The sequence below is a fragment of the Shewanella sp. WE21 genome, assembly GCF_002966515.1.
Lineage (GTDB): Bacteria > Pseudomonadota > Gammaproteobacteria > Enterobacterales > Shewanellaceae > Shewanella > Shewanella oncorhynchi.
In genome coordinates this window covers 1,583,692-1,604,627 of the sequence record NZ_CP023019.1, presented here as the reverse complement: position 1 = coordinate 1,604,627, position 20,936 = coordinate 1,583,692, and the positions used below count along the sequence as shown (strand labels likewise).

Below are 20,936 nucleotides of genomic sequence, written 5' to 3'. Positions count from 1 at the left end.
CGCTTTAAGTGCTGTTGTTAAGTTATAACTTAGGGTTAAGATTGTCAGCTAAGAACTTATCTAAGGCTTTAAACGTCGCGAGTCTGTTGTCGTTATTGCTCAGGTAATGATCACCATTTTCCAACTCAATATACTCCACTGGTTTATTCAGTGATTTGAGCTCGTCATACATTTCTCGGCTATGTTGAACCTTAACGACTCTGTCCTTATCGCCATGTAGCAGTAATACTGGGATGTTAATTTTATCTGCTTTACTGATAGGTGAGCGCTCATAGAGGGCATCGAGATCATCTCCTATTTGCTCTTTAACCACTTCATAGTTGGTATGTCTGCGGCTTGATTTTACTAGGTAGGCCACATCGGTCACACCAGCCACACTGATGGCGCAACGGTAAAGATCGGGAGTCATAGCTGCCCCCATTAAGGCCGCGTAACCACCATAACTCGCACCGGCAATACAAATGCGTTTGGGATCGCTAATCCCTTGCGCTATTAGGTAACGAGTCCCGTCTTCAACATCGTTTTGCATTTCGAGCCCCCAGCTTTTTAGGCCTGCCTTCATAAACTCATAGCCGTAACCTGCCGACCCCCTGAAATTCATTCGAAATACTGCATAACCCCGATTAGCGAAAAACTGTGCCCAATAGTCAAAGTCGTTACTGTCGTAACTGATCGGGCCGCCATGGGGGAAAATAATCGTCGGTAGCTGTTTAGCTTCGAGTCCCTTTGGCACTGTTAGGTAAGCATCGATTTTGAGCTTATCCCTTGCTTCGTAAGTTAGATGTTGGGTGTTGGCGAGTAGCTCACTATTGAGCTTGCCGTATCTGTTCGCGATGGGATATAACGTTTTTTCGTCCCTATCGCCGAAATAATAAGTGCCAGGCTCGGTCGAGCTGGTGGAATACACTATGTAGCGGCGTTCATTTGCACTGAATTGAGTAATATAGTTGTGAGCATCGGGTAATACAGCCTTAAGACCATTTTGTAGTCCGACATATTCTGTTTCCCAGAAGGTGTATTCCTCGCCGTCGCCTTCACTGATACCAATGACTTTTTTCTTTAATTGCGAGTAGAGTAAATCCCCTTCGACGTCAGTTGCTTCATTGGCGTAAACCAACTCTTTTGTAAGATTAGGGTCGGTCAGGTTCACTTTAAAAATGGCTTCGAAACCTTGGTGATAGGCGCGAACGTAGAGGATATTAGGGTCTGCATCAAAACCTAATGGCCAAACAGTGTCCTCAGAAAAAGCTTTAAAGGTCCAAAGCAAGCGTGAATCACTCTTTTGCTCGGCCTGTTCATAAATGCGGTACTCAGTATCATCGTTGTAGATAGAAATTCGGACTTTGTGCTGCCTGTCGGTAATCCAACTGATGATCTTCTTTTTAGCATTTTGGGTATAACTGGATTTCCCCTGCGCTAAATTGACTTTCAGAACGCTGTCTTCGCCTACGTTTTCTCCCATTCCGTCTAATGACAGTAAAATATTATCGGGATCATCTGGCATAAGATCGATAATTTGCCCCTGATGTTGCGGGATCCAATTAAGACGGTCTAAGACGCTGCGCGGAAGGACACTCGAGGTCTTTTTCGTGGTCAAATCATACTTAACAAGGCGGGTTTCGGTTGTAGGTGTACCGTAACGGTTAGCCGGAAACTTAGCACTGATCAGTAAGATATTATCGTTTGCCCACTGCAGAGACAGGATGACAAATTTTTGGTTATCCGTGTGCAGCGGAATGCTTTTTTCGCCTGTTTCTATATCTTGGATACTAACGACAGTACCTTTGAGTTTGGCTTGATCGACCCGTACAACAGAAGCAATTTTTTTGCCATTAGGCGAGAGCTGCACAGAGCTAACATCTGGGATGCTTGCAAAGGCTTCAACGGGTAATTGTGGCGCAGTGTTGGCAACCGTATAGTTACATAGCCACAGCAATAGCAGCGGTAAAATCCTTTTCATTATCGATTCACATCTTTGTTACAATTGTAAAATCAACATAATAATGATTTTGAGATTAGTAAACTACTGTCTTTACAGATTTATTTATGTAAAAAGGCCTGACTGAAATAATAATGCCCTGCGAGCGTTAGGCTTCTGACGATCATAAAGACACTCATCGCGGCCCAGAGGGCATGGTTGCTTTGCTCTGGTAGTAATAGCTGTTGCAGTAAATACCATGTTGGGAAAAACGCGCCAAAGGTGGCGAGTATCATGCTATTGCGCATCACTTTTCCTTTAGCGGCACCTATGTAAACACCATCGAATAAATACGAGCTAAAGGACCATAAAGGCAAGAATATTAGCCAGATAAGATAGGTTTGCGCAGTGGCTCTGACCTCATTAATGCTGGTCAATAACGCGATAATATTACTGCCAAAAAGACTAAATACAGCGCAGAATCCTAGTGCCGTTATGGCCGACCAGCACCAAGCTAAGATCACAGCTTCCCTTAATTGTTTTGCCTGTTTTTGCCCATAAGCTCGACCGACTTCTGCCTCGGCATAATAGGCAATGCCATCGAGTGCATAGGAGATTAACAGCAGTAAATTCAATAACACGGCATTGGCCGCAACGGTATTATCACCTAGACCTGCACCATGGAATGTCATAAAGGCAAAAGCTGCCTGCAAGCAGAGGCTACGGACAAAAATATCTGTGTTGAGCCTCAGTAATTTGCCATAACCCGTTAAGGTGACATGGGGGAATAGCTGAGATAAGTGAAACTCGGGTGCGCGCTTGAGTTGTTGTAACACCATAGTGAGTGCGACTGAGAAAGCGGTGATATCGGCAAATACTGAGGCGAGGGCAGCGCCTTTAACTCCCCAGCCCAAGCCGAGGACAAACACCACATCGAGAATAATATTGGCAAGGTTGGCTAAAATCAGCTGCCACATGGCGGCTTTAGGTTGTTGTCGCCCTAAGAGCCAGCCTAACATCACTAAATTGAGCAGGGCGAAGGGCGTTGACCAAATCCGTACCTGAAAATATTCGTGGCAATAACGTTCGACCTCGCTACTCGCTTCGGATAATCCCAACGCTAAATTCAATATCGGGACTTGCAGTGCGATAACGCCTACGCCCAATAACATCGCTAGCATAGCGCCTTGGACTAAGAGTTTGTGCTGGGCGTGAAGATCGTCAGCACCAAAGGCTTGCGCGACTAAACCTGTCGTCGCCATACGCAAAAATCCCAATAACCAAATGATTAATGTGATAATCGTTGACCCGACAGCGACTCCCCCTAAATAATAGGCCTCACTCAGATGACCTATAACAGCCGTATCGACTAAGCCCAACAGCGGGATAGTGATATTGGAGAGTATCATCGGCAGGGCGAGCGCTAGTAACTGGCGATTTTTCGCGCCGTTGAGCATGAGGTCGAGCCAAGTTGATTTAGCAGTATTCATTAATTTCAGAGGTGTTCACATTATGGTTAAACGTGTGCTGTTGGCACTCATAGGGCTAATGACGTTTTCTGCCCATGCCGTGGTCATTCTGCAATATCACCATGTGTCAGAAACCACTCCGGCGGCAACCAGCGTTACGCCCGCGCAATTTCGTGAGCAAATGCAGTTTCTCGTCGATGACGGCTTTAAGGTGATCCCGCTTTCTAAAGTGGTTGAAGCGATCAAGCAAAAACAAGATTTACCCGCTAAAACAATCGCAATTACCTTCGATGATGGTTATCGCAGTATAGCGACTACGGCGCATCCTATCCTAAAGGAATTTGGATTCCCCTACACCTTGTTTGTGGCAATTGAGCCGATTAAACAAAAGTTTACCGAGATGATGACTTGGGATGAACTCATCACACTATCCAAGGAAGGCGCCGATATTGCTAATCACAGTTGGGCGCACGAACATTTGATCCGCTCCTTAGAAAATGAATCACAGGCGCAGTGGTTAGCGCGGATAAAAGCCAATATCTTAGATACAGAAAAAGCGATTGCAGATGCCACAGGGCACAATTTTAAAATGTTGGCGTATCCCTACGGTGAGTACAATCAAGCGTTGCAGGATATGTTAACTGAGAACGGCTTTGTCGCTTTTGGGCAACAGTCCGGTGCCGCGGGGCCCTATTCGCCATTAACGGCACTGCCGCGTTTCCCCGTTGCTGGACAATATGCTGACCTAAAAAGCCTTAAGGCAAAGTTATACAGCTTAAATATGCCTGTGATTGCACAAACCCCAAGTGATCCTGAGTTAAAGGGCGGTCATTGGCGTCCAGAGCTTAAAGTGACCCTCGATATGAGTGATATCTCTGCTAAGCAGGTGATGTGTTACATCCAAGGTCAAGGCTCAAAACAGCCGACTTGGCTCAATGAAAACGAGTTTAGTGTTCAAGCGGATTTAGCCTTGCCCGCGGGGCGCTCGCGTTATAACTGCACAGCGCCGAGTAAGGCGCGTAATGGCTACTATTGGTTTTCTCAGCCTTGGGTAAGGCCAAAGGACGATGGCTCTTGGGTCAAAGAGTGATCAACGGCTAGGTTTGTATTGCGCCACTATTTTTTCAAAATCGCTAATTAATTTAGCATTTAATACCTGCGGCGGTTTGCCTAACGCTGCCGTAGGTTTAAATACCGCAACTCGTGTTCCCTGCGGCGACACCAACACATAACCCGCACTATGGTCGACTTGGTAATTTTCTCCTTCACCCACCATGGCATAAGTGAGTCCTAAGCTGCGGGTGAGGGGAAATATCTGCGTTTGTTCACCCGTTACCGCTTTAAACTCTGGATTGAAAAAATTCACATAAGTCAGGAGTTTATCTTGTGTGTCCCGTTTGGGATCGACGGATAAAAACACTACCTGCAATGGCGCTATTTTGTTTAGATCAGGATAAGCCGCCGCAAGTTTATTTAAGGTCGTAGGGCAAATGTCGGGACAAAAGGTAAAACCGATAAAAAATAAGCTCCATTTTCCCTGCAAACTGGCATTGGTAAAAGCTTGCTTGTGTTGATCAACCAATTCAAAGGGCGCTAATTCATAGGCCTGTGGAAACAGAAAACCGCTCTCTAATTCGATAGGTTTTGGTGGATTAAATTTCACCGCAAATAGGCCGCCAAGGCCGAACAACAAAATGGCGATGACTAAAATTATTTTCTGCATTATTCGCTCCATAAATACAGGTTAGCGCGACAAACTCGTTCCATACACTAGTTCCACAAATAGTGGTCTAGCAGTAATGCCATAAATAACAACATTAAATGGTAGATAGAGAAGCGGAACACTTGCATCGCTAAGCCATCATGATCCCGATATTTAAGTTGCCATGCTTTATAGATAAATCCCGTACTGAGTAAACTCGAGCTGACGAAATACACTGGCCCACACATACCAACCAGCACAGGTAACAGGCAAGCAATCGCCAGCAATACTGTGTAGAGCAAGATGCAGGTTTTAGTAAATTCGACACCGTGGGTGACTGGCAGCATGGGAATATCTACTTTGGCATATTCGGCGCGTCTGTGAATGGCCAGTGCCCAAAAATGTGGCGGCGTCCACGTAAAAATGATGATCACTAGCAATAACGCATGGCCGTGAAATTCGTTCGTCACTGCCGTCCATCCCAGCAGGGGTGGCATGGCTCCCGCAAGGCCGCCGATCACAATATTTTGTGATGTTGCGCGTTTCAAATAGGCCGTATAAACCAAGGCATAGCCAATCAGGCTGGCAAAGGTCAACCAAGCTGTGAGTGGATTGACTAAGGAATATAAGACGATAAAGCCAAAACTACCTAAGCTAGCGGCGAAAATTAACGCGCGCGTGGCCGAAATGCGTCCCTTAGGCAATGGGCGATTGTAGGTGCGCGCCATTAAACCATCAATACGGCGATCGATCAGATGATTGAGCGCCGCCGCCGAACCCGCCATCATGGCAATTCCAAGCATACCCGCGAGCAAAGGCTGAACGGGCACCGCATGGGGCACAGCAAGACACATGCCTACTAAGACAGTGAGCAGCATCAGTGCAACCACTTTAGGTTTGGTCATTTCAAAATAGGCGCGCCATGTTACGCTGAAAGTGGGCAGGCTACTGGTGATTGAGAGTGGTTTTGCCATCTTGGATCCCTCGCTTATGCTTTGCGCCATAAAAAATAGTTGATTGTGACTAAGGTCAGTAGCAGTAGTGCCGCACCACCGTTGTGAGACACGGCAATACCGAGTGGTAAATGCATCACTACGTTAGAAATACCTAAGCTCACTTGAAGTATGACTAGCCCCACTAATAAAAGGCTTAAAGCCTTAAGTCCCGTAGCGCCAACAAATAATCGGTAGGCGAGCACGAGTAACAAGCTGGCAGTGACGATAGCGCCAATTCTGTGGGCTACGTGGATAGTCATTCGTGCAGGGTAATCGAGCACCCCAAATTCGAAGCTAGGGTGTTGGCCTTGGAACGGTGAAAATGCCTCGGCTATTGCTAAGTTATCTACCCAATTTCCCTCACAGATGGGTAAAGAGGTGCAGGCGAGCGCCGCATAATTCGATGATGTCCAAGCCCCCAGCATAATCTGACCCACAAGGACGAACAGGCTGACCAATGCTAACGGCGCGAGATGTCGAGCATGGGTTTCGCTATTAAATATACGCCGAGGTCGGGTTCGCAGGTAAAGGAGTAACAGCAGTGAGATTAGGCTAAAGCCACCAATAAGATGCGACATCACAATTATTGGCATAAGTTTCATGGTCACTGTCCACATGCCTAGCGCTCCTTGAAAAAGGATCAGCAGCACTATGATGATCGGCAACTTTTTGGGTGCTTCCGGTGTTTTTAAGCACAAAATTAAGATGAATAACACCAGTAAGCCAAGTCCGCCTGCGATATATCTGTGGATCATTTCCAGCCAAGCTTTCTCTGGATTGATATCGTGATCTGGGAATATAGTTTGCGCATGGGCGATTTCATGGTCTTGGGTGGGCACTTTAATATGGCCGTAGCAGCCTGGCCAATCGGGGCAGCCGAGTCCTGCATCCGATAGGCGGGTGTAAGCGCCCATTAAAATCACCAATAGGGTAAAGACTAAGGTTAAGCGTAGGATCCAAGTTAGTTGCATCAATCTACCCTCGACAGTTTTAACAACTTACGCAGATCCGCAATCAGCGCCTTGCCTTGAGCTAAATGTGCTTCTTTGCCCTGCACTTGAGGATAGCGCAGTACTAAGCTGCCTAAGGGATCGACTATGATTAGCTGCTGTTCATCTAACCATTTGCTTAAGCCTGCATTGGCGGGACGAGTATTGAAGTTAAAGGTGCTTAAGGCGTTAAGATCGCTGTCGGGATGAGTGAGTATCAGCGGTTCGACTCGCGCCTGATCTGGCCCTAGCGCTGTGTGGCTTTGGCGCAAAATATACAGGCGTTCGCGGCAAGCATCGTTGCATTTGGCGGGCAATAAATACAGTAGTTGCCATTCTTTGGGATTAGAATTTTCAACCCCAAGGCTGGCATAACTGGTTTCGGGACTGATCAGCTCGCCATGATTGGTGGCACCGCCATGGTATAAATTCAGGCTCAGCACTAGCTTAGCAATCACTACGGGGGCAATAAACGCCAGCAGTAATAGCCCTAATGCTTTGTGTTTAGATTTGTTCTGGGAGTTCATGCTTGCTCCTCTCATTCAAATTATCCCTAATTTATTGTTTTATATTTATTTAGTTTTATTAGTGTCTTGCTAAGTATGGTACGAATTTCCCTATTTGCTCCTTGAGTTTGCGACTGTTTGGGCGCTATGGCGTTTTACATATTTAATCCCTTGCCACAGTATTAGCCCTGCAAATACGGCTGCCATCGAAAACCACTGCAACGCATAGCCCCAATGTTTTTGTGCCGACAGTGGGAAAGGTTGCCAAGGATGGGGCAATGTGAGGGAAGGTAATTGCTCTGGTTGCAACACGACAGGTAACACTGGGTGCCCTAATACCTTAGCCATTTCGGGCATATTTAAATTTTGAAAGCGAATACTTGTCCCTGTTTCTGCCATTAAAGCTTGGCTCAAGGGATTGATTTGCTTTTGATAAAGCCTGCCTTCGATATTTAATGCCCCGCTTAGGGGAGTGATGTGAGGCAACTCATCCCGATGGGAGCCTGCGGCAACAAAGCCTAACTCGACCAGCAACCAAGGTTTTTCAACTTCTACTTGCAATGGTTGGAAGGCTAAATAGCCCACTTGACCTTGATAGATTTGATTATCCAGCAGCCAGATTTGTGAGTTTGCGGGAGTGGCGCGTACTTGCAGTCGATAACCCGTTACGCCTTCTTTGCCGACCTTGAGTTGGAGCTGCTCAAAACTTAATGGCAGCAAAGCTTGCCTTGCTTCCATTTTGGCTGAAAGCGTCGTTTTATCTTCACCACGGGCTAACTGCCATAAACCCAACTTGACCAATATAGTTAATACAGCCACAGTCAATATCAGTAGAAAAACCGTTAATTTATTCAGCAGAACGTGAGGATATTGTATGAATAGCCTGTTCATTTTTAAGTTGGTCTTAGTTCTGCTGTTGCTATTCATCATTTTTAATCTAGGTCGCGCCTTGTTTATTATGGTGAAAGGTGATGAAAAAGTGCCTATGAGCCGTTATCTTGGTCGGCGAGTGATTTTCTCCGTGCTCGTTATCTTGTTATTGCTGGTGGCCTTAGGGACTGGGTTAATTAGCCCCAATCCCACGCCTTACTAAAGCACTAGAGAACGTAAACGAAAATAAACAAACACAGCCAGACCACATCCACAAAGTGCCAATACCAACTCCCCGCTTGGAACGCAAAATGTTTATCTGCGCTAAAGTGCCCCTTCAACACTCTGAAAAACAACACGAATAAAAAGAGCGTCCCCAGTGTGACATGCATGCCGTGAAAGCCAGTTAACAGGAAGAAGGTGTTGCCATAAATCCCAGAGGTCAGGGTGAGTCCCATTTCCCGGTAGGCATGCATATATTCTTCTGCCTGTAAGGCAAGGAAACCCATACCCAAGAGTATGGTGATACCAAGCCAGAGAGTAATGGCAGAACGTTTACCTTTTTCTAGGCTGACATGGGCGAAATGTAAGGTAACTGAGGAGGTTAGCAGTACGATAGTGTTGATTAATGGCAGTCCAGTCCATGGCATAGCTTGGGTTTTAGTGCCATCTGGCGTAGTAATGAGCGGCCAAATAGCTTCAAACTGAGGCCAGAGTACTTCGTGGGTCATGGCATTATTCGATGCGCCACCGAGCCAAGGCACTGCGAACATGCGGGCATAAAATAGTGCCCCGAAAAAAGCGCCGAAAAACATGACTTCCGAAAAAATAAACCAGCTCATACCTTGGCGAAACGATCGATCCATTTGGCTAGAATAGAGCCCTGCCATCGACTCTTGGATCACGGTTCTAAACCAACCTACCAGCATGAATAGGATCACAGCTATTCCAACCAGCAGCACATAACCGCCACCGGATGCACCTGATTTCAACTGTTGCACGAAAAGGCCTGCACCAGAGGCGATTAAGAACAAGCCAATGGCACCTACAATAGGCCAGACACTTTGGGATGGAACGTAGTAAGACTGATGTTTCGTTGTCATTTTGCAGCTCCTTGCTCTATGGCAGACGCTAACTGCTTGTCGGTAATGTCGTAGAGAGTGTAAGAGAGGGTCAGAGTGTGGATAGACTCAGGTAACTGAGGATCCACATAGAAAATGAGCGGCAGCTCAGCGCTAGTGTCCGCCGCTAAGGGTTGTTGATTAAAGCAAAAGCATTCTGTTTTATTAAAATAAGCGGCACCTTGGCCGGGCGAAACTGAAGGTATCGCTTGGCCAATCGTTGCTTTAGCGGACATATTGCGCGCCAAAAATGCCGTATGGATTAGCTCGCCAGGGTGAACTTCGAGCCGTTTGGTTTGTGGCGCAAATGTCCATGGCATGCCTGTTTGTACCTGAGAAATAAATTCCACAGTCACTATTCGGCTTGTATCTACTGTGATTGCTTGATAACTACTCGCGGTATTGGAGGGTTTTCCATTGATACCGAGTTGCTCGCACAACACATCGTAGAGCGGCACCAGCGCGAATCCAAAGCCAAACATTCCAATACAGCCGATAACTAACATGCTGATAAGTTTACGATTTGACTTAGGTTTATCTTGCTGGTGTTGGGTTGCCATTTCATTTCACCTCAGGTGGTGTCGTGAAGGAGTGGTAAGGTGCAGGGCTTGGCAATGTCCACTCTAAACCCTCGGAACCTTCCCAAGGTTTAGCGGGGGCTTTTTCGCCGCCACGGATGCACTTAATTACTAATACTAAGAAAATCAATTGCGATAAGCCGAAGGCGAACCCACCAATCGAGACGATTTGATTAACATCGGCAAATTGAATCGAGTAGTCAGGGATACGCCTTGGCATTCCTGCCAGCCCAAGGAAATGCATCGGGAAAAATAGCACATTGACTGAAATCACCGAGCACCAGAAATGCCATTGTCCCAGTCGTTCGTTGTACATGTGTCCCGTCCACTTAGGTAGCCAGTAATAGGCCGCTGCCATGATGGAGAAAATCGCACCAGTTACGAGTACATAATGGAAATGTGCCACAACAAAATAAGTATCGTGGTACTGGAAGTCGGCGGGTGTAATGGCGAGCATTAATCCCGAAAAACCGCCAATAGTGAAGAGTATGATAAAGGCTACAGCAAACAGCATGGGCGTTTCGAAACTGAGTGAGCCGCGCCACATAGTGGCAACCCAGTTAAACACTTTCACCCCAGTTGGCACTGCAATCAACATAGTGCAATACATGAAGAACAGCTCGGCAAACACTGGCATACCTGTGGTGAACATATGGTGCGCCCATACGAGGAACGACAGAATTGCAATACTAGCCGTAGCATAAACCATGGATGCATAGCCAAATAAGGGTTTACGACTGAAGGCGGGGACTATGGCAGAGATGATGCCAAAGGACGGCAAGATCATGATGTAGACTTCAGGGTGGCCGAAGAACCAGAAAATATGCTGGAACATCACAGGATCGCCGCCGCCAGCCGCATCGAAGAAACTCGTGCCGAAAAACTTATCTGTCAGCACCATAGTCACTGCGCCCGCGAGTACGGGCATAACCGCGATCAGTAGGAATGCCGTGATAAGCCAAGTCCAGACAAACAATGGTAACTTCATCCATGTCATGCCTGGCGCGCGTAAATTCACTATGGTCACAATCACGTTGATCGCGCCCATGATCGAACTTATCCCCATGATATGAATAGAAAATACAAAGAGCGCCGTGCTATCTGGGCTATAAGTTGTTGATAGTGGTGCGTAGAAGGTCCAACCAAAGTTAGGTCCGCCACCTTCCATAAATAGCGAACTGAGAAGAATAGTAAAGGCGAAGGGGAGTATCCAAAAACTCCAGTTATTCATCCGTGGCAGCGCCATATCGGGCGCCCCTATCATCATAGGGATCAGCCAGTTAGCGAGCCCTGTAAAGGCTGGCATTACCGCACCGAATACCATGATCAGCCCATGAACAGTTGTCATTTGGTTGAAAAAGTTGGGCTCGACCAATTGTAATCCAGGTTGAAAGAGTTCAGCGCGGATCACCATGGCCATAGCGCCACCGGTTAAGAACATAATGAAGCTGAACCATAAATACAAAGTACCTATATCTTTATGGTTGGTGGTTAGCAGCCAGCGCATGATGCCCTTTGGCGCACCATGATGATGGTCATCATGGGCTGCGGTTTGATCTTGAGTCGTTGTGCTCATCATTATCCCCTACTGTCCATGACTTGCGATATCAGCAGGTTGCACTGTATCGCCGGTATTGTTGCCCCAAGCATTGCGTTCATAGGTAATGACTGCTGCAAGTTGTTGTGGGCTAAGCTGTTTGCCAAATGCCTGCATAGCCGTGCCTGTTTTACCGTGCATCACAATATCGATGTGATTGGCGACTGGTCCAATGGCGATAGCGCTACCCACTAGCGCGGGGAAGGCGGGTGGTATTCCTGCACCTGTCACTTGATGGCAGGCAGCACAGAAGGTCGCGTAGACAGTTTCACCTTCGGCCATGAGGGCGTCATGGCTGAGTGTGGAGAGGCTTGCGGGATCTACTGCAGCTGAGACGTCTTTTGCAGGCGCGGGTGTCGGGGTTGTACCGCTTGGTACCGCGGCGGATGTTTGTGCAGAATTGCCGTTCATGTACTCGTTGACGTCTTTGGCTTGCACTGCATCGCCAGTATTATTGCCCCAAGCATTACGCTCGTAGGTAGTCACTGCCGCGATTTCTTGTGCGGTCAATTGCTTACTAAACGCTTGCATGGCTGTACCCGTTTTACCGTTGAGCACAATTTCAAGGTGACCGCTGAGTGGTCCCGTTGCAATCGGGCTACCTTTAAGGTGCGGAAATACGCCTTGCAACCCTTCGCCATTGGGCTGGTGGCAGGCTGCGCAGTGCCCGAGGTAAACTTGTTCACCTTGAGTCATCAACTCTTCTTTACTTAGGGTTTGTGATAAAGCGGCTTGAGCGGCTTCAGCCGCAGCACCTGCAGCTTGTTTCTGCTCTGTGACCCAAGCCTCAAACTCGGCTTCGGGTAACGCTTGTACTACGATAGGCATAAAACCATGGTCTTTACCGCAGAGCTCGGCGCATTGACCACGGTAAATGCCGGGTTTGTCGATGCGAGTCCAAGCTTCATTGATAAATCCAGGGTTGGCATCTTTCTTAATTGCAAAGGCGGGTACCCACCAAGAATGGATGACATCCTCTGAAGTCATCAGAAAGCGGATTTTGCGGTTTATCGGTAGAACGAGCGGTTTATCGACTTCCAATAGATAGTTTTCACCCTTGGTTTCGGTGCCTTCGATTTGTGCTCTGGGTGTTGTCAGTATGCTATAAAAATCAATATCTTGATCGAAATAGCTGTAATGCCATTTCCATTGTGAACCCGTGACTTTTACGGTGAGATCGGCGTTGCTGGGATCTTCCATTGCGATTAAAGTTTTTGTCGCTGGAATCGCCATTAAGATCAAAATGATAAATGGCAGAATCGTCCAAGCGATTTCAACTTTAGTGCTTTCGTGAAAGTGGGACGCGACAGCGCCTTTGGATTTTCTGTGGTTGATCATGGCGTAAATCATGACGCCAAAGACCACTAGGCCTATTGCGCAGCAGATATACAAGATGGTCATGTGCAAGTGATAAACCTTGCCACTGATCTCGGTCACGCCAGGGGTCATGTTGAACCGCATGTCCGCGGCGGTCAACGGTGGTGCGAAAAGCACCACGAGTAAACAATACAACAATTGCTTCACAAGACTTCTCCTCTGCCAATTGCGAATAGCAACTACAAAGAAGAGCAACACAGTAAGTCTCAACTCTATGCAAACTCTTCAGTTCCCAAAAAAGCTTTTTTGACTTCAACGTGCGTTGGCGGCTGTTACTTTTAATCAAGTATTGTTACTGCTGGTAATTAGCCACGCTGGCACATACTGCTGAAATAAATCTGTTCTCTATTTTTAGTGGCGCTTCGAGTTCGATAAATACTCGATTCATTGACCACGGAAGGTGATATATCATCACCGACTTAACCAACCATACTTGCTGTTTAAATATTGATCAAGATCACTTATTTATCTAATTATCTGAAAAATTGCCAAAAAAAAGCCTCACATTCATAGGTGAGGCGGCTTTCAAGGTAAAAAATTAAATGAATATTTAGTGTACAGAGCTAAAAAAAGATTGCTGACCGAAGAGATTGCCTTGCTCAATGCGTACGTCGGCATGTAAGTGACTGTTTACGTCTTCAAGCACTATGCCCATAGCTCGGGCACTTTTAGCCACGATTTGTAGGCGTCGATTATCCCGCGCATCCAATGATTGAGTCCAAGTAATGACTGCACTGGACGTACCACTTGTCAGGGCTTTCTCCATCGCCCACAGGGTTTCGACTTCATCTTTAGCATGTACCAGCAAAACTCTATCCATACGCACACCTGCGCTGGCGAGCATTTGCTTGTAGCCAATACTTGGAGGGTTGATGAGCACTAACCAACGGCCCTGTTGGCTTAACTGAGCGAGTTGTGCACTCAGATGAATTAATTCTTGGCGACCTTGAGTCTTAGTTGGCATGCAGGCGATGGGCGCATGGTGCCAGTCATAGTCGGCATCACGGACTTCATCGAGCCACAAGCCCGGATGGCGGGGGGCATTGCCAAGTAGTTTATTCATAGCCAATCTCCATTACGGATCACACCGACGGCGAGTCCTTCAATTGTTAAACTTTGGAAGCCTAAATCCACTTTAATCGGGGAGTAATCTTCATTTTCGGCATGTAGATAGACTACATTACCTTTTTTTTCGAAACGTTTAACAGTGACATCGTCATCGACTCTAGCGACAACCACTTGACCATTTCTAGCTTGTTCTACTTTATGAACTGCCAGCAAATCACCTTCGAGAATGCCGATATTTTTCATGCTGTCGCCTTTTACTCGCAGTAAAAAATCGGCGGCGGGATGAAACATGCTTGGGTCGACTTGGTAGTACTGTTCAACATGTTCTTGGGCGAGGATAGGTTCACCCGCGGCCACTTGGCCGATGAGCGGTAAACCTGTTTCAGTCAAATCTTCGATTTCCGCAGGCAGACGAATGCCTCGAGATGTGCCTGGCATGATCTCAATGCAGCCCTTTTTTGCCAACGCTTTAAGATGTTCTTCAGCCGCATTGGCGCTCTTAAAACCTAAACGGGTTGCGATTTCTGCCCGAGTGGGTGGCATGCCAGTATCGGCAATATTTCGTTTAATTAGCTCTAAAATTTCAGCTTGGCGTGGCGTCAAAGGTCTCATGGTGTTTCCTGTTTTTCTATACAGTTACTGTTAGTATATACAGTATTGTTTGCAGCGCAAGTATTAACCACTTTTTAGCTATGTTGGAGAGAATTAGCGAATATTGCCCATAGTCTGGTATTCTATCGGGCTAGTAAACGCACTTAATTGCATAAGAATAATGCCTAAACACGACTCTCTTTGGTTGAAATCATTACGTTGGATCCAAAAACACTTAGTGCACACTATTGTGGTGCCTCAGGATCCCTTTGCCGATCTGAATCTGGATGCTTCCAGACCCCTTGTTTATGTGATGAAAACAGAATCCCTTAGTGACATAGCTGCTTTGAGCGAAATAACGGCTAAGTTAGGTTTACCAAGCCCTTATGAGCCTCTAGTGGCTAATGGTGTGACTGCGCCTCGGGTTGTCTGTCTTCAAGGGCGTAAGCCACTGTTTGGCGAACGTGCTGGTAATGAGCCTTTCCTCGAATGCTTTATGCGTTTGTTAGCCGTGCATAAGGAACGTCCTGAATTGGATATTCAACTGGTGCCCGTGAGTTTGTATTGGGGTCGCACGCCAGGGAAAGAAGACGACACTATGAAGGCGGCCGTATTTGAGCGGGAAAACCCGACTTGGCTACGCAAGTGCTTGATGATTCTGTTCTTAGGTCGACATAACTTCGTGCAGTTTTCGAATGCCGTATCCCTGCGTTACATGGCTGACGAACATGGCACCGACATGGGGATTGCCCATAAGTTAGCGCGGGTTGCGCGCGTGCATTTCCGTCGTCAACGTAAGGTAATGACAGGGCCTGTGCTGCCAAACCGCCAAGCACTGTTTCATTCGTTGCTCAAATCTGAGTCGCTGCGCAAAGCGATTCAAGAAGAAGCCGCCAGTAAAAAGATTTCTGAGACCCAAGCGCGCGAGACGGCTATTGAGTATCTCGATGAAATCGCTGCCGATTACTCAGATAGTTTAGTGCGTATTGCCGAGCGTTTCTTAACTTGGCTGTGGAACAAGCTTTACAGCGGGATTAACATTAAAGGCGCCGAGCAAGTTCGCCAGCTGCACCACGATGGCCACGAAATTGTTTATGTGCCTTGCCATCGCAGCCACATGGATTACCTGCTGTTATCGTATATTTTGTATTATCAAGGCATGGTTCCGCCGCACATTGCTGCCGGCATTAACCTCAATTTCTGGCCCGCGGGACCTATGTTCCGTCGCGGTGGTGCCTTCTTTATCCGCCGTAGTTTTAATGGCAATAAGCTGTACACCGCAGTATTTCGTGAGTATTTAGACCAGCTGTTTGCTAAAGGTTATTCGGTGGAATACTTCTCCGAAGGTGGCCGTTCACGTACTGGCCGTCTGTTGGCGCCGAAAACTGGCATGATCGCCATGACGATGAACAGCGTACTGCGCGGTATTGAACGTCCTGTCACACTTGTGCCTGTGTATTTAGGCTATGACCATGTGATGGAAGTGGCGACTTACCATAAAGAGTTAAGCGGTAAGAAAAAGAAAAAAGAATCTGTGTGGCAGGTGTTCGGTGCCATTCGCAAATTAGGTAATTTTGGCCAAGGTTATGTGAATTTTGGCGAGCCTATTACCCTGCAAAATTTCTTAAATGAGCGTGCGCCAAACTGGCGTGCTGAGTTGGCCGATGATCCCGAGCAGAAACCAAGTTGGTTAACGCCAGCGGTAAACGTGCTGGCTAATCGGGTGATGACGCGTATCAATGATGCCGCAGCCGCGAGTTCGGTGACTTTGACTAGCTTAGTTTTACTGGCGACAGATCAAAACGCCTTAGAACGTAGTCTGCTGGAGCGTCAGCTTGATTTGTATCTGACCCTACTCAAAAAAGTGCCTTACACTTCTTATACATCTGTTGCCGAAGGTGATGGTAAGCATTTAGTGCAGCAAGGTTTAGAGCTGAACAAGTTTGTTGTTAGTGCCGATCCTTTAGGGGAAATAGTGTCTATCGAAGCGAGTCAGGCTGTGTCTATGACTTACTATCGTAACAATATCATTCACTTATTTATTGTTCCTTCATTAATTGCGAGTTGTTTAACCCACAATGAACAGATCCTGCGCCAGCAAGTGGTTTCAATCGTTGCCGATTTTTATCCACTGCTGAAAGCCGAACTCTTCATGGGAATTAAAGACTTACCAGCCTATGTTGAGCAAGTACTGGATTTCCTGATTGGGCAAGGTTTAGTAGTTGAGACAGATACTTTAGCTGTCGTGCCTGAGCACTCAAGCCAATTATTGTTGTTAGCCAGTTCAGTGAGTGAAACTTTGCAACGCTACGCTATTATTTTCAATCTGTTAGCGAACAGACCTAAGATGGAGCGCTCAGAACTTGAGTCTGAGAGCCATTTACTCGCCCAGCGTTTAGGGGCTTTACATGGTATTACCGCGCCTGAATTCTACGATAAAAAACTCTACGGTACTTTGAGCGTGAAGCTCAAAGAATTGGGATATCTGGCGGATAGTGAAGATAAGTCCAATATCAATCGCATACGAGATCAGGCCAATAGCTTATTACGTCCGTCAGTGAGACAAACGATAGTGGCGAGTGTCACCGCGGAGCACACAGTTTAATGGCAAATCATATGAATGCGGCTAAGCATAAGCCCGCAGGTAAGTCCTTGCTTGGTGGTGCCATGATTATTGCTGGCACGACCGTAGGTGCTGGGATGTTTTCTCTGCCCGTGGTCGGTGCAGGTATGTGGTTTGGCTATTCGATTTTAATGTTATTGGGTATTTGGTTTTGCATGTTGATGTCGGGCTTATTGTTGCTCGAAACCAATTTACATTTCGAACCCGGTGCTAGCTTCGATACCTTAAGCAAGCAAACTCTTGGGCAGTTTTGGCGGATAGTGAACGGCGTTTCTATCGCTTTCGTGTTGTATATTTTGACCTATGCCTATATCAGCGGCGGTGGTTCGATTGTGAATCACAGCTTGCAGGGCATGGGAATTGAGTTACCGCAAAGCGTGGCAGGGCTGGTGTTTGCCATAGTATTGGCGAGTATAGTATTGATCAGTACTAAAGCCGTGGATCGGATTACCACGATTATGCTCGGCGGTATGATCATTACCTTCTTCCTCGCTATCGGCAATTTATTGATCGAAATTGATGTGACTAAGTTGCTCGAACCCGATGGTAATAACAGCTTTTCACCTTATCTGTGGGCGGCGCTGCCCTTTGGTCTCGCTAGCTTTGGTTACCATGGTAACGTCCCCAGCTTAGTGAAGTATTACGGCAAAGATTCCTCCACCATTATCAAGGCGATTTTCGTCGGCACCTTTATCGCGCTGGTGATTTATGTCTGTTGGTTAGTGGCGACTATGGGCAATATTCCCCGCAGCCAGTTTATCGACATTATTGCCCAAGGCGGCAATATGGGTGTGTTGGTGGGCGCTTTGTCTGAGGTGATGGCGAGTAGCTGGTTAAACAGTATGTTGACCCTGTTTGCTAACTTAGCCGTGGCTTCATCTTTCTTAGGGGTGACCTTAGGTCTGTTCGATTATCTTGCTGATTTGTTTGGTTTTGATGATTCACGCTCTGGCCGAATGAAAACCGCGTTAGTGACCTTTGTGCCGCCAACGATTTTAGGATTACTGTTTCCCGATGGCTTCTTAGTAGCGATTGGCTTTGCGGCATTAGCGGCGACAGTGTGGGCGGTAATCGTCCCGGCGCTGATGGCCTATAAATCGCGGCAGTTGTTCCCCGATAGCACAGGTTTTAGAGTGATAGGCGGTACACCGCTGATTATTCTTGTGGTGTTATTTGGCATAGTCACGGGTGCATGTCATCTGCTCGCGATGGCAAATTTACTGCCGCAATATTCCTAATTTGTTGTGATGATTTAAGCCCTCCATGTGAGGGCTTTTTTGTCTTTAGCGGTTGAGTTTTGTCTTACAGATCTTTTTAACCTGAATACTGGACAGAAATACAAACTCAGGCTTAACTCGAATGATTGTTAAAACAAAGGAGCTGATAATGAAAATGACTCAGTACGCACAAGGACATGCATGTTGGGTTGAACTTGCAAGCCATGATTGGCAGGGAGCTACAGCATTTTACCAAGCGTTATTTGGTTGGAACTCGGTCGAAATGCCGATCCCTGAAGGTCACTTTTCGCTATTTAATTTAGCGGGAGATGACTTAGGCGCCATGTATCAAATCCCTGAGTCAGAAGCACATATCCCCAGCCACTGGCGTATCTACTTTGCCGTCGATGATATGGATGCCAGCATTGCAGCGATTCAAGCGGCGGGCGGCCAAGTGCACATGGGGCCGCATATTGTGGGTGATGCGGGCGTGATGACGCAGGTCAGTGATCCTGAAGGCGCACGCTTTGCTTTATGGCAAGCGAAGAACCACATAGGTGCTCGCCGTCAGGGTGAACTCAATACCCTTTGCTGGGTTGAGCTGGCTTGCAAAGAGCCGCGCACTGAAGAAGCCTTTTACTGCAAAATCTTCCCTTGGACCAACATGCCAAGTGACATGCCAGACATTGAATACTCAGAATGGCAGCTTGATGGTCAATCCATCGGCGGTATGATGACGATAATGCCTGAGTGGGGCGATATTTCTCCCCACTGGTTGCTCTATTTTGTGGTGGCTGATTGCGATGCGTTTGCTGAGAAAGCCCAAATCTTAGGTGCGCAAGTGTGCATTCCGCCTAGTGATATCCCTGATGTAGGACGATTTTCTGTCATTGCTGACGCCCAAGGCGCTACCTTTGCGGTGATCAAGCTTAATCAGATGTGATTGCCATATTAAGTGCTGTCATTAAGGTTAAAAACGGCGACGCTAAATCGCCGTTTTTATTTGTCTAACTATTTGTTTAATTAGCGTTATCAATCATGATTGTTTCAGGGCAAGAGCCTTTTGAGGCCTTATTGGCTTTGGCGAGTAGGCTAGGTAAGGAGTCAGAAGTTTTAATGACTTCGGGCAAGTTAATGCGGATTTCACTCAGTAATCCCTTGCCACATTCTAGACTCATTTTAGTGTGAGCGCCTTGACCGAAGCTGCTATCAAAACTTTGGTTTAACTCACTTTTACTGACACTCTTACCTATGTTGTCATGAATAAATTTTTGTACCCATGCCGAGGCATTGACCGCTTGGGTCAGCTGGGTTGCCAATAAAAAGTACTCGTTAGGGTCTTGGCTACGGCAAGTGCCGTGTTTCCACCATTCGTGGCGTTCTAAACAGGTGCCATATTGGGCGCTTGGCATGACTTCTTCTAAATTTTTGCGCACCGATGGATTCAGTTCAAACTCCGGATAAGTACAGAAATCATTCGGTTGCAGTTTGACTGTGCTGCAATAGCCATATCGCGTGCCGCATTGTTGTTTATTCGGCCACAGTCCGTGCAGGCTGAAGTGTTGCCATTGGCTCGATTCTGGCGTTTGGCTGAGGGCGCGGCATTCGGCTTTACGGCGGCCATAGAGTTCACAAAAGGTGCTTTGCCAGCTTAATGCGAGCACGTTAGCATCGAATTCTCCACCGATTTGACATTGATTCCCTTGGCGTTTCTCTGGGGTACCATGCTCTTTAAGGCTATCTCGGCTTTTTGCTTTGATGTCCGATGCCGTGGTTGTTTGCGCCGGTTCCGCCGCCGTTGCAGGTGTTGATAAATTACTGCCAGCAACATTAGATAGATATTGACCACAATCGCCGCTGATCCAACGCATGGGAGACTTCACCGCATTGGTGCGCACTCTTAGCCAATCAGGTTTAGCGCTATTGCCGAGGATTTCAAGTACAGGGTAGCGCTCACCAATATTGCTCTGCCATTGATCTGGATTCGTCTGCTTATTTTTCGATTGAAATAGCTCACAGCGTTTGTCGGCAACGAATTCACCGGTTGCGGGTGCGGCAAAGGTGGGTGCTGTAATGATGAGCGCAGAGCATAAACCGAATGCGGCAAGTAACGCACGTGATGGGGTTTTAAGGGAAAGTGCTTGCGGCCATATCCGGCTGATGGTTAAACAAAATGACTTGGTCATGTGATGGGATCCTTCCTGCGGCAGTGAATTGAGTCAATTCTGTGTGGCACTGAGTCAATGGTACACATAAGCGCTATAAACTTAGAGGCTTATTTTACTCAGAGTTGTGTATGGCAGTGTTGCAAAATT

Annotated in this window: 19 protein-coding genes; 5 read left to right on the top strand and 14 right to left on the bottom strand. The window is 47.0% G+C overall.

The genetic code is table 11. The annotated features are described in order from the left end of the window. Positions 1-22 precede the first annotated feature (22 nt). Together CKQ84_RS06865 and CKQ84_RS06860 are read right to left on the bottom strand one after the other, a co-directional pair. A complete protein-coding gene (locus CKQ84_RS06865) occupies positions 23-1,960 on the bottom strand; it encodes a S9 family peptidase (protein ID WP_105250652.1) in 1,938 nt (645 codons plus the stop codon). A gap of 80 nt (positions 1,961-2,040) precedes the next feature. Continuing rightward, complete coding sequence (locus CKQ84_RS06860; protein ID WP_105250651.1) at positions 2,041-3,408, bottom strand: MATE family efflux transporter; 1,368 nt, start codon at positions 3,406-3,408, stop codon at positions 2,041-2,043. 22 nt (positions 3,409-3,430) lie between these two features. Between CKQ84_RS06860 and CKQ84_RS06855 the strand changes: the two genes are divergently transcribed. Next, positions 3,431-4,477, top strand: coding sequence for a polysaccharide deacetylase family protein (locus CKQ84_RS06855; RefSeq protein WP_105250650.1), 1,047 nt, complete (start codon positions 3,431-3,433; stop codon positions 4,475-4,477). On the opposite strand, the gene CKQ84_RS06850 is transcribed toward CKQ84_RS06855, so the two are convergent. The 5 genes from CKQ84_RS06850 to CKQ84_RS06830 form a co-directional block, all read right to left on the bottom strand. Continuing rightward, positions 4,478-5,110 carry an SCO family protein gene (locus CKQ84_RS06850; protein ID WP_173913163.1) on the bottom strand — a complete coding sequence of 211 codons (633 nt, stop codon included), beginning with the start codon at positions 5,108-5,110 and terminating at the stop codon, positions 4,478-4,480. A 47-nt stretch (positions 5,111-5,157) separates the two neighbouring features. Then, on the bottom strand, positions 5,158-6,063 hold the full coding sequence (gene cyoE, locus CKQ84_RS06845; RefSeq protein WP_105250648.1) for a heme o synthase: 906 nt from the start codon (positions 6,061-6,063) through the stop codon (positions 5,158-5,160). A gap of 14 nt (positions 6,064-6,077) precedes the next feature. After that, positions 6,078-7,055: a heme A synthase gene (locus CKQ84_RS06840; protein ID WP_105250647.1), complete on the bottom strand. Its 978-nt coding sequence runs from the start codon at positions 7,053-7,055 to the stop codon at positions 6,078-6,080. Further along, positions 7,055-7,600 carry a hypothetical protein gene (locus CKQ84_RS06835; RefSeq protein ID WP_105250646.1) on the bottom strand — a complete coding sequence of 182 codons (546 nt, stop codon included), beginning with the start codon at positions 7,598-7,600 and terminating at the stop codon, positions 7,055-7,057. The genes CKQ84_RS06840 and CKQ84_RS06835 overlap by 1 nt, the downstream gene beginning before the upstream one ends. 90 nt (positions 7,601-7,690) lie before the next feature. Further along, positions 7,691-8,455 (bottom strand): SURF1 family protein, encoded by a 765-nt coding sequence (locus CKQ84_RS06830; RefSeq protein ID WP_105253019.1) that lies wholly within the window; start codon positions 8,453-8,455, stop codon positions 7,691-7,693. Between CKQ84_RS06830 and CKQ84_RS06825 the strand changes: the two genes are divergently transcribed. Beyond that, complete coding sequence (locus tag CKQ84_RS06825) at positions 8,454-8,672, top strand: DUF2909 family protein (protein WP_105250645.1); 219 nt, start codon at positions 8,454-8,456, stop codon at positions 8,670-8,672. The genes CKQ84_RS06830 and CKQ84_RS06825 overlap by 2 nt on opposite strands. 4 nt (positions 8,673-8,676) lie before the next feature. Here CKQ84_RS06825 and CKQ84_RS06820 read toward each other — a convergent pair whose 3' ends face one another. From CKQ84_RS06820 to lexA, 6 genes are all read right to left on the bottom strand, one after another. Beyond that, positions 8,677-9,552 carry a cytochrome c oxidase subunit 3 gene (locus CKQ84_RS06820; RefSeq protein ID WP_105250644.1) on the bottom strand — a complete coding sequence of 292 codons (876 nt, stop codon included), beginning with the start codon at positions 9,550-9,552 and terminating at the stop codon, positions 8,677-8,679. Next, the gene (locus CKQ84_RS06815) at positions 9,549-10,130 is read right to left on the bottom strand and encodes a cytochrome c oxidase assembly protein (protein ID WP_105250643.1); all 582 of its coding nucleotides are present in this window, start codon (positions 10,128-10,130) and stop codon (positions 9,549-9,551) included. The genes CKQ84_RS06820 and CKQ84_RS06815 overlap by 4 nt, the downstream gene beginning before the upstream one ends. Before the next feature lies 1 nt (position 10,131). Next, complete coding sequence (ctaD, locus tag CKQ84_RS06810) at positions 10,132-11,724, bottom strand: cytochrome c oxidase subunit I (RefSeq protein WP_105250642.1); 1,593 nt, start codon at positions 11,722-11,724, stop codon at positions 10,132-10,134. 9 nt (positions 11,725-11,733) lie between these two features. Beyond that, positions 11,734-13,269: a cytochrome c oxidase subunit II gene (gene coxB, locus CKQ84_RS06805; RefSeq protein ID WP_105250641.1), complete on the bottom strand. Its 1,536-nt coding sequence runs from the start codon at positions 13,267-13,269 to the stop codon at positions 11,734-11,736. A 403-nt stretch (positions 13,270-13,672) separates the two neighbouring features. After that, complete coding sequence (locus tag CKQ84_RS06800) at positions 13,673-14,185, bottom strand: cell division inhibitor SulA (RefSeq protein WP_105250640.1); 513 nt, start codon at positions 14,183-14,185, stop codon at positions 13,673-13,675. Continuing rightward, complete coding sequence (lexA, locus tag CKQ84_RS06795; protein ID WP_105250639.1) at positions 14,182-14,802, bottom strand: transcriptional repressor LexA; 621 nt, start codon at positions 14,800-14,802, stop codon at positions 14,182-14,184. The genes CKQ84_RS06800 and lexA overlap by 4 nt, the downstream gene beginning before the upstream one ends. A gap of 160 nt (positions 14,803-14,962) precedes the next feature. Here lexA and plsB point away from each other — a divergent pair, with 160 nt between their 5' ends. The 3 genes from plsB to CKQ84_RS06780 all read left to right on the top strand — a co-directional run bounded on the left by plsB (position 14,963) and on the right by CKQ84_RS06780 (position 19,564). Beyond that, the gene (gene plsB / locus CKQ84_RS06790) at positions 14,963-17,386 is read left to right on the top strand and encodes a glycerol-3-phosphate 1-O-acyltransferase PlsB (protein ID WP_105250638.1); all 2,424 of its coding nucleotides are present in this window, start codon (positions 14,963-14,965) and stop codon (positions 17,384-17,386) included. Next, entirely contained in the window at positions 17,386-18,642 is a 1,257-nt protein-coding gene (gene mtr / locus CKQ84_RS06785; RefSeq protein ID WP_105250637.1) for a tryptophan permease, read from the top strand. Before plsB ends, mtr begins: the two co-directional genes overlap by 1 nt. 148 nt (positions 18,643-18,790) lie before the next feature. Further along, positions 18,791-19,564 carry a VOC family protein gene (locus tag CKQ84_RS06780; protein ID WP_105250636.1) on the top strand — a complete coding sequence of 258 codons (774 nt, stop codon included), beginning with the start codon at positions 18,791-18,793 and terminating at the stop codon, positions 19,562-19,564. Between the two features lie 76 nt (positions 19,565-19,640). Here the strand turns inward: CKQ84_RS06780 and CKQ84_RS06775 are convergent, their stop codons facing one another. After that, positions 19,641-20,807, bottom strand: coding sequence for a ribonuclease T2 (locus CKQ84_RS06775; protein WP_105250635.1), 1,167 nt, complete (start codon positions 20,805-20,807; stop codon positions 19,641-19,643). Between the last annotated feature and the right edge of the window lie 129 nt (positions 20,808-20,936).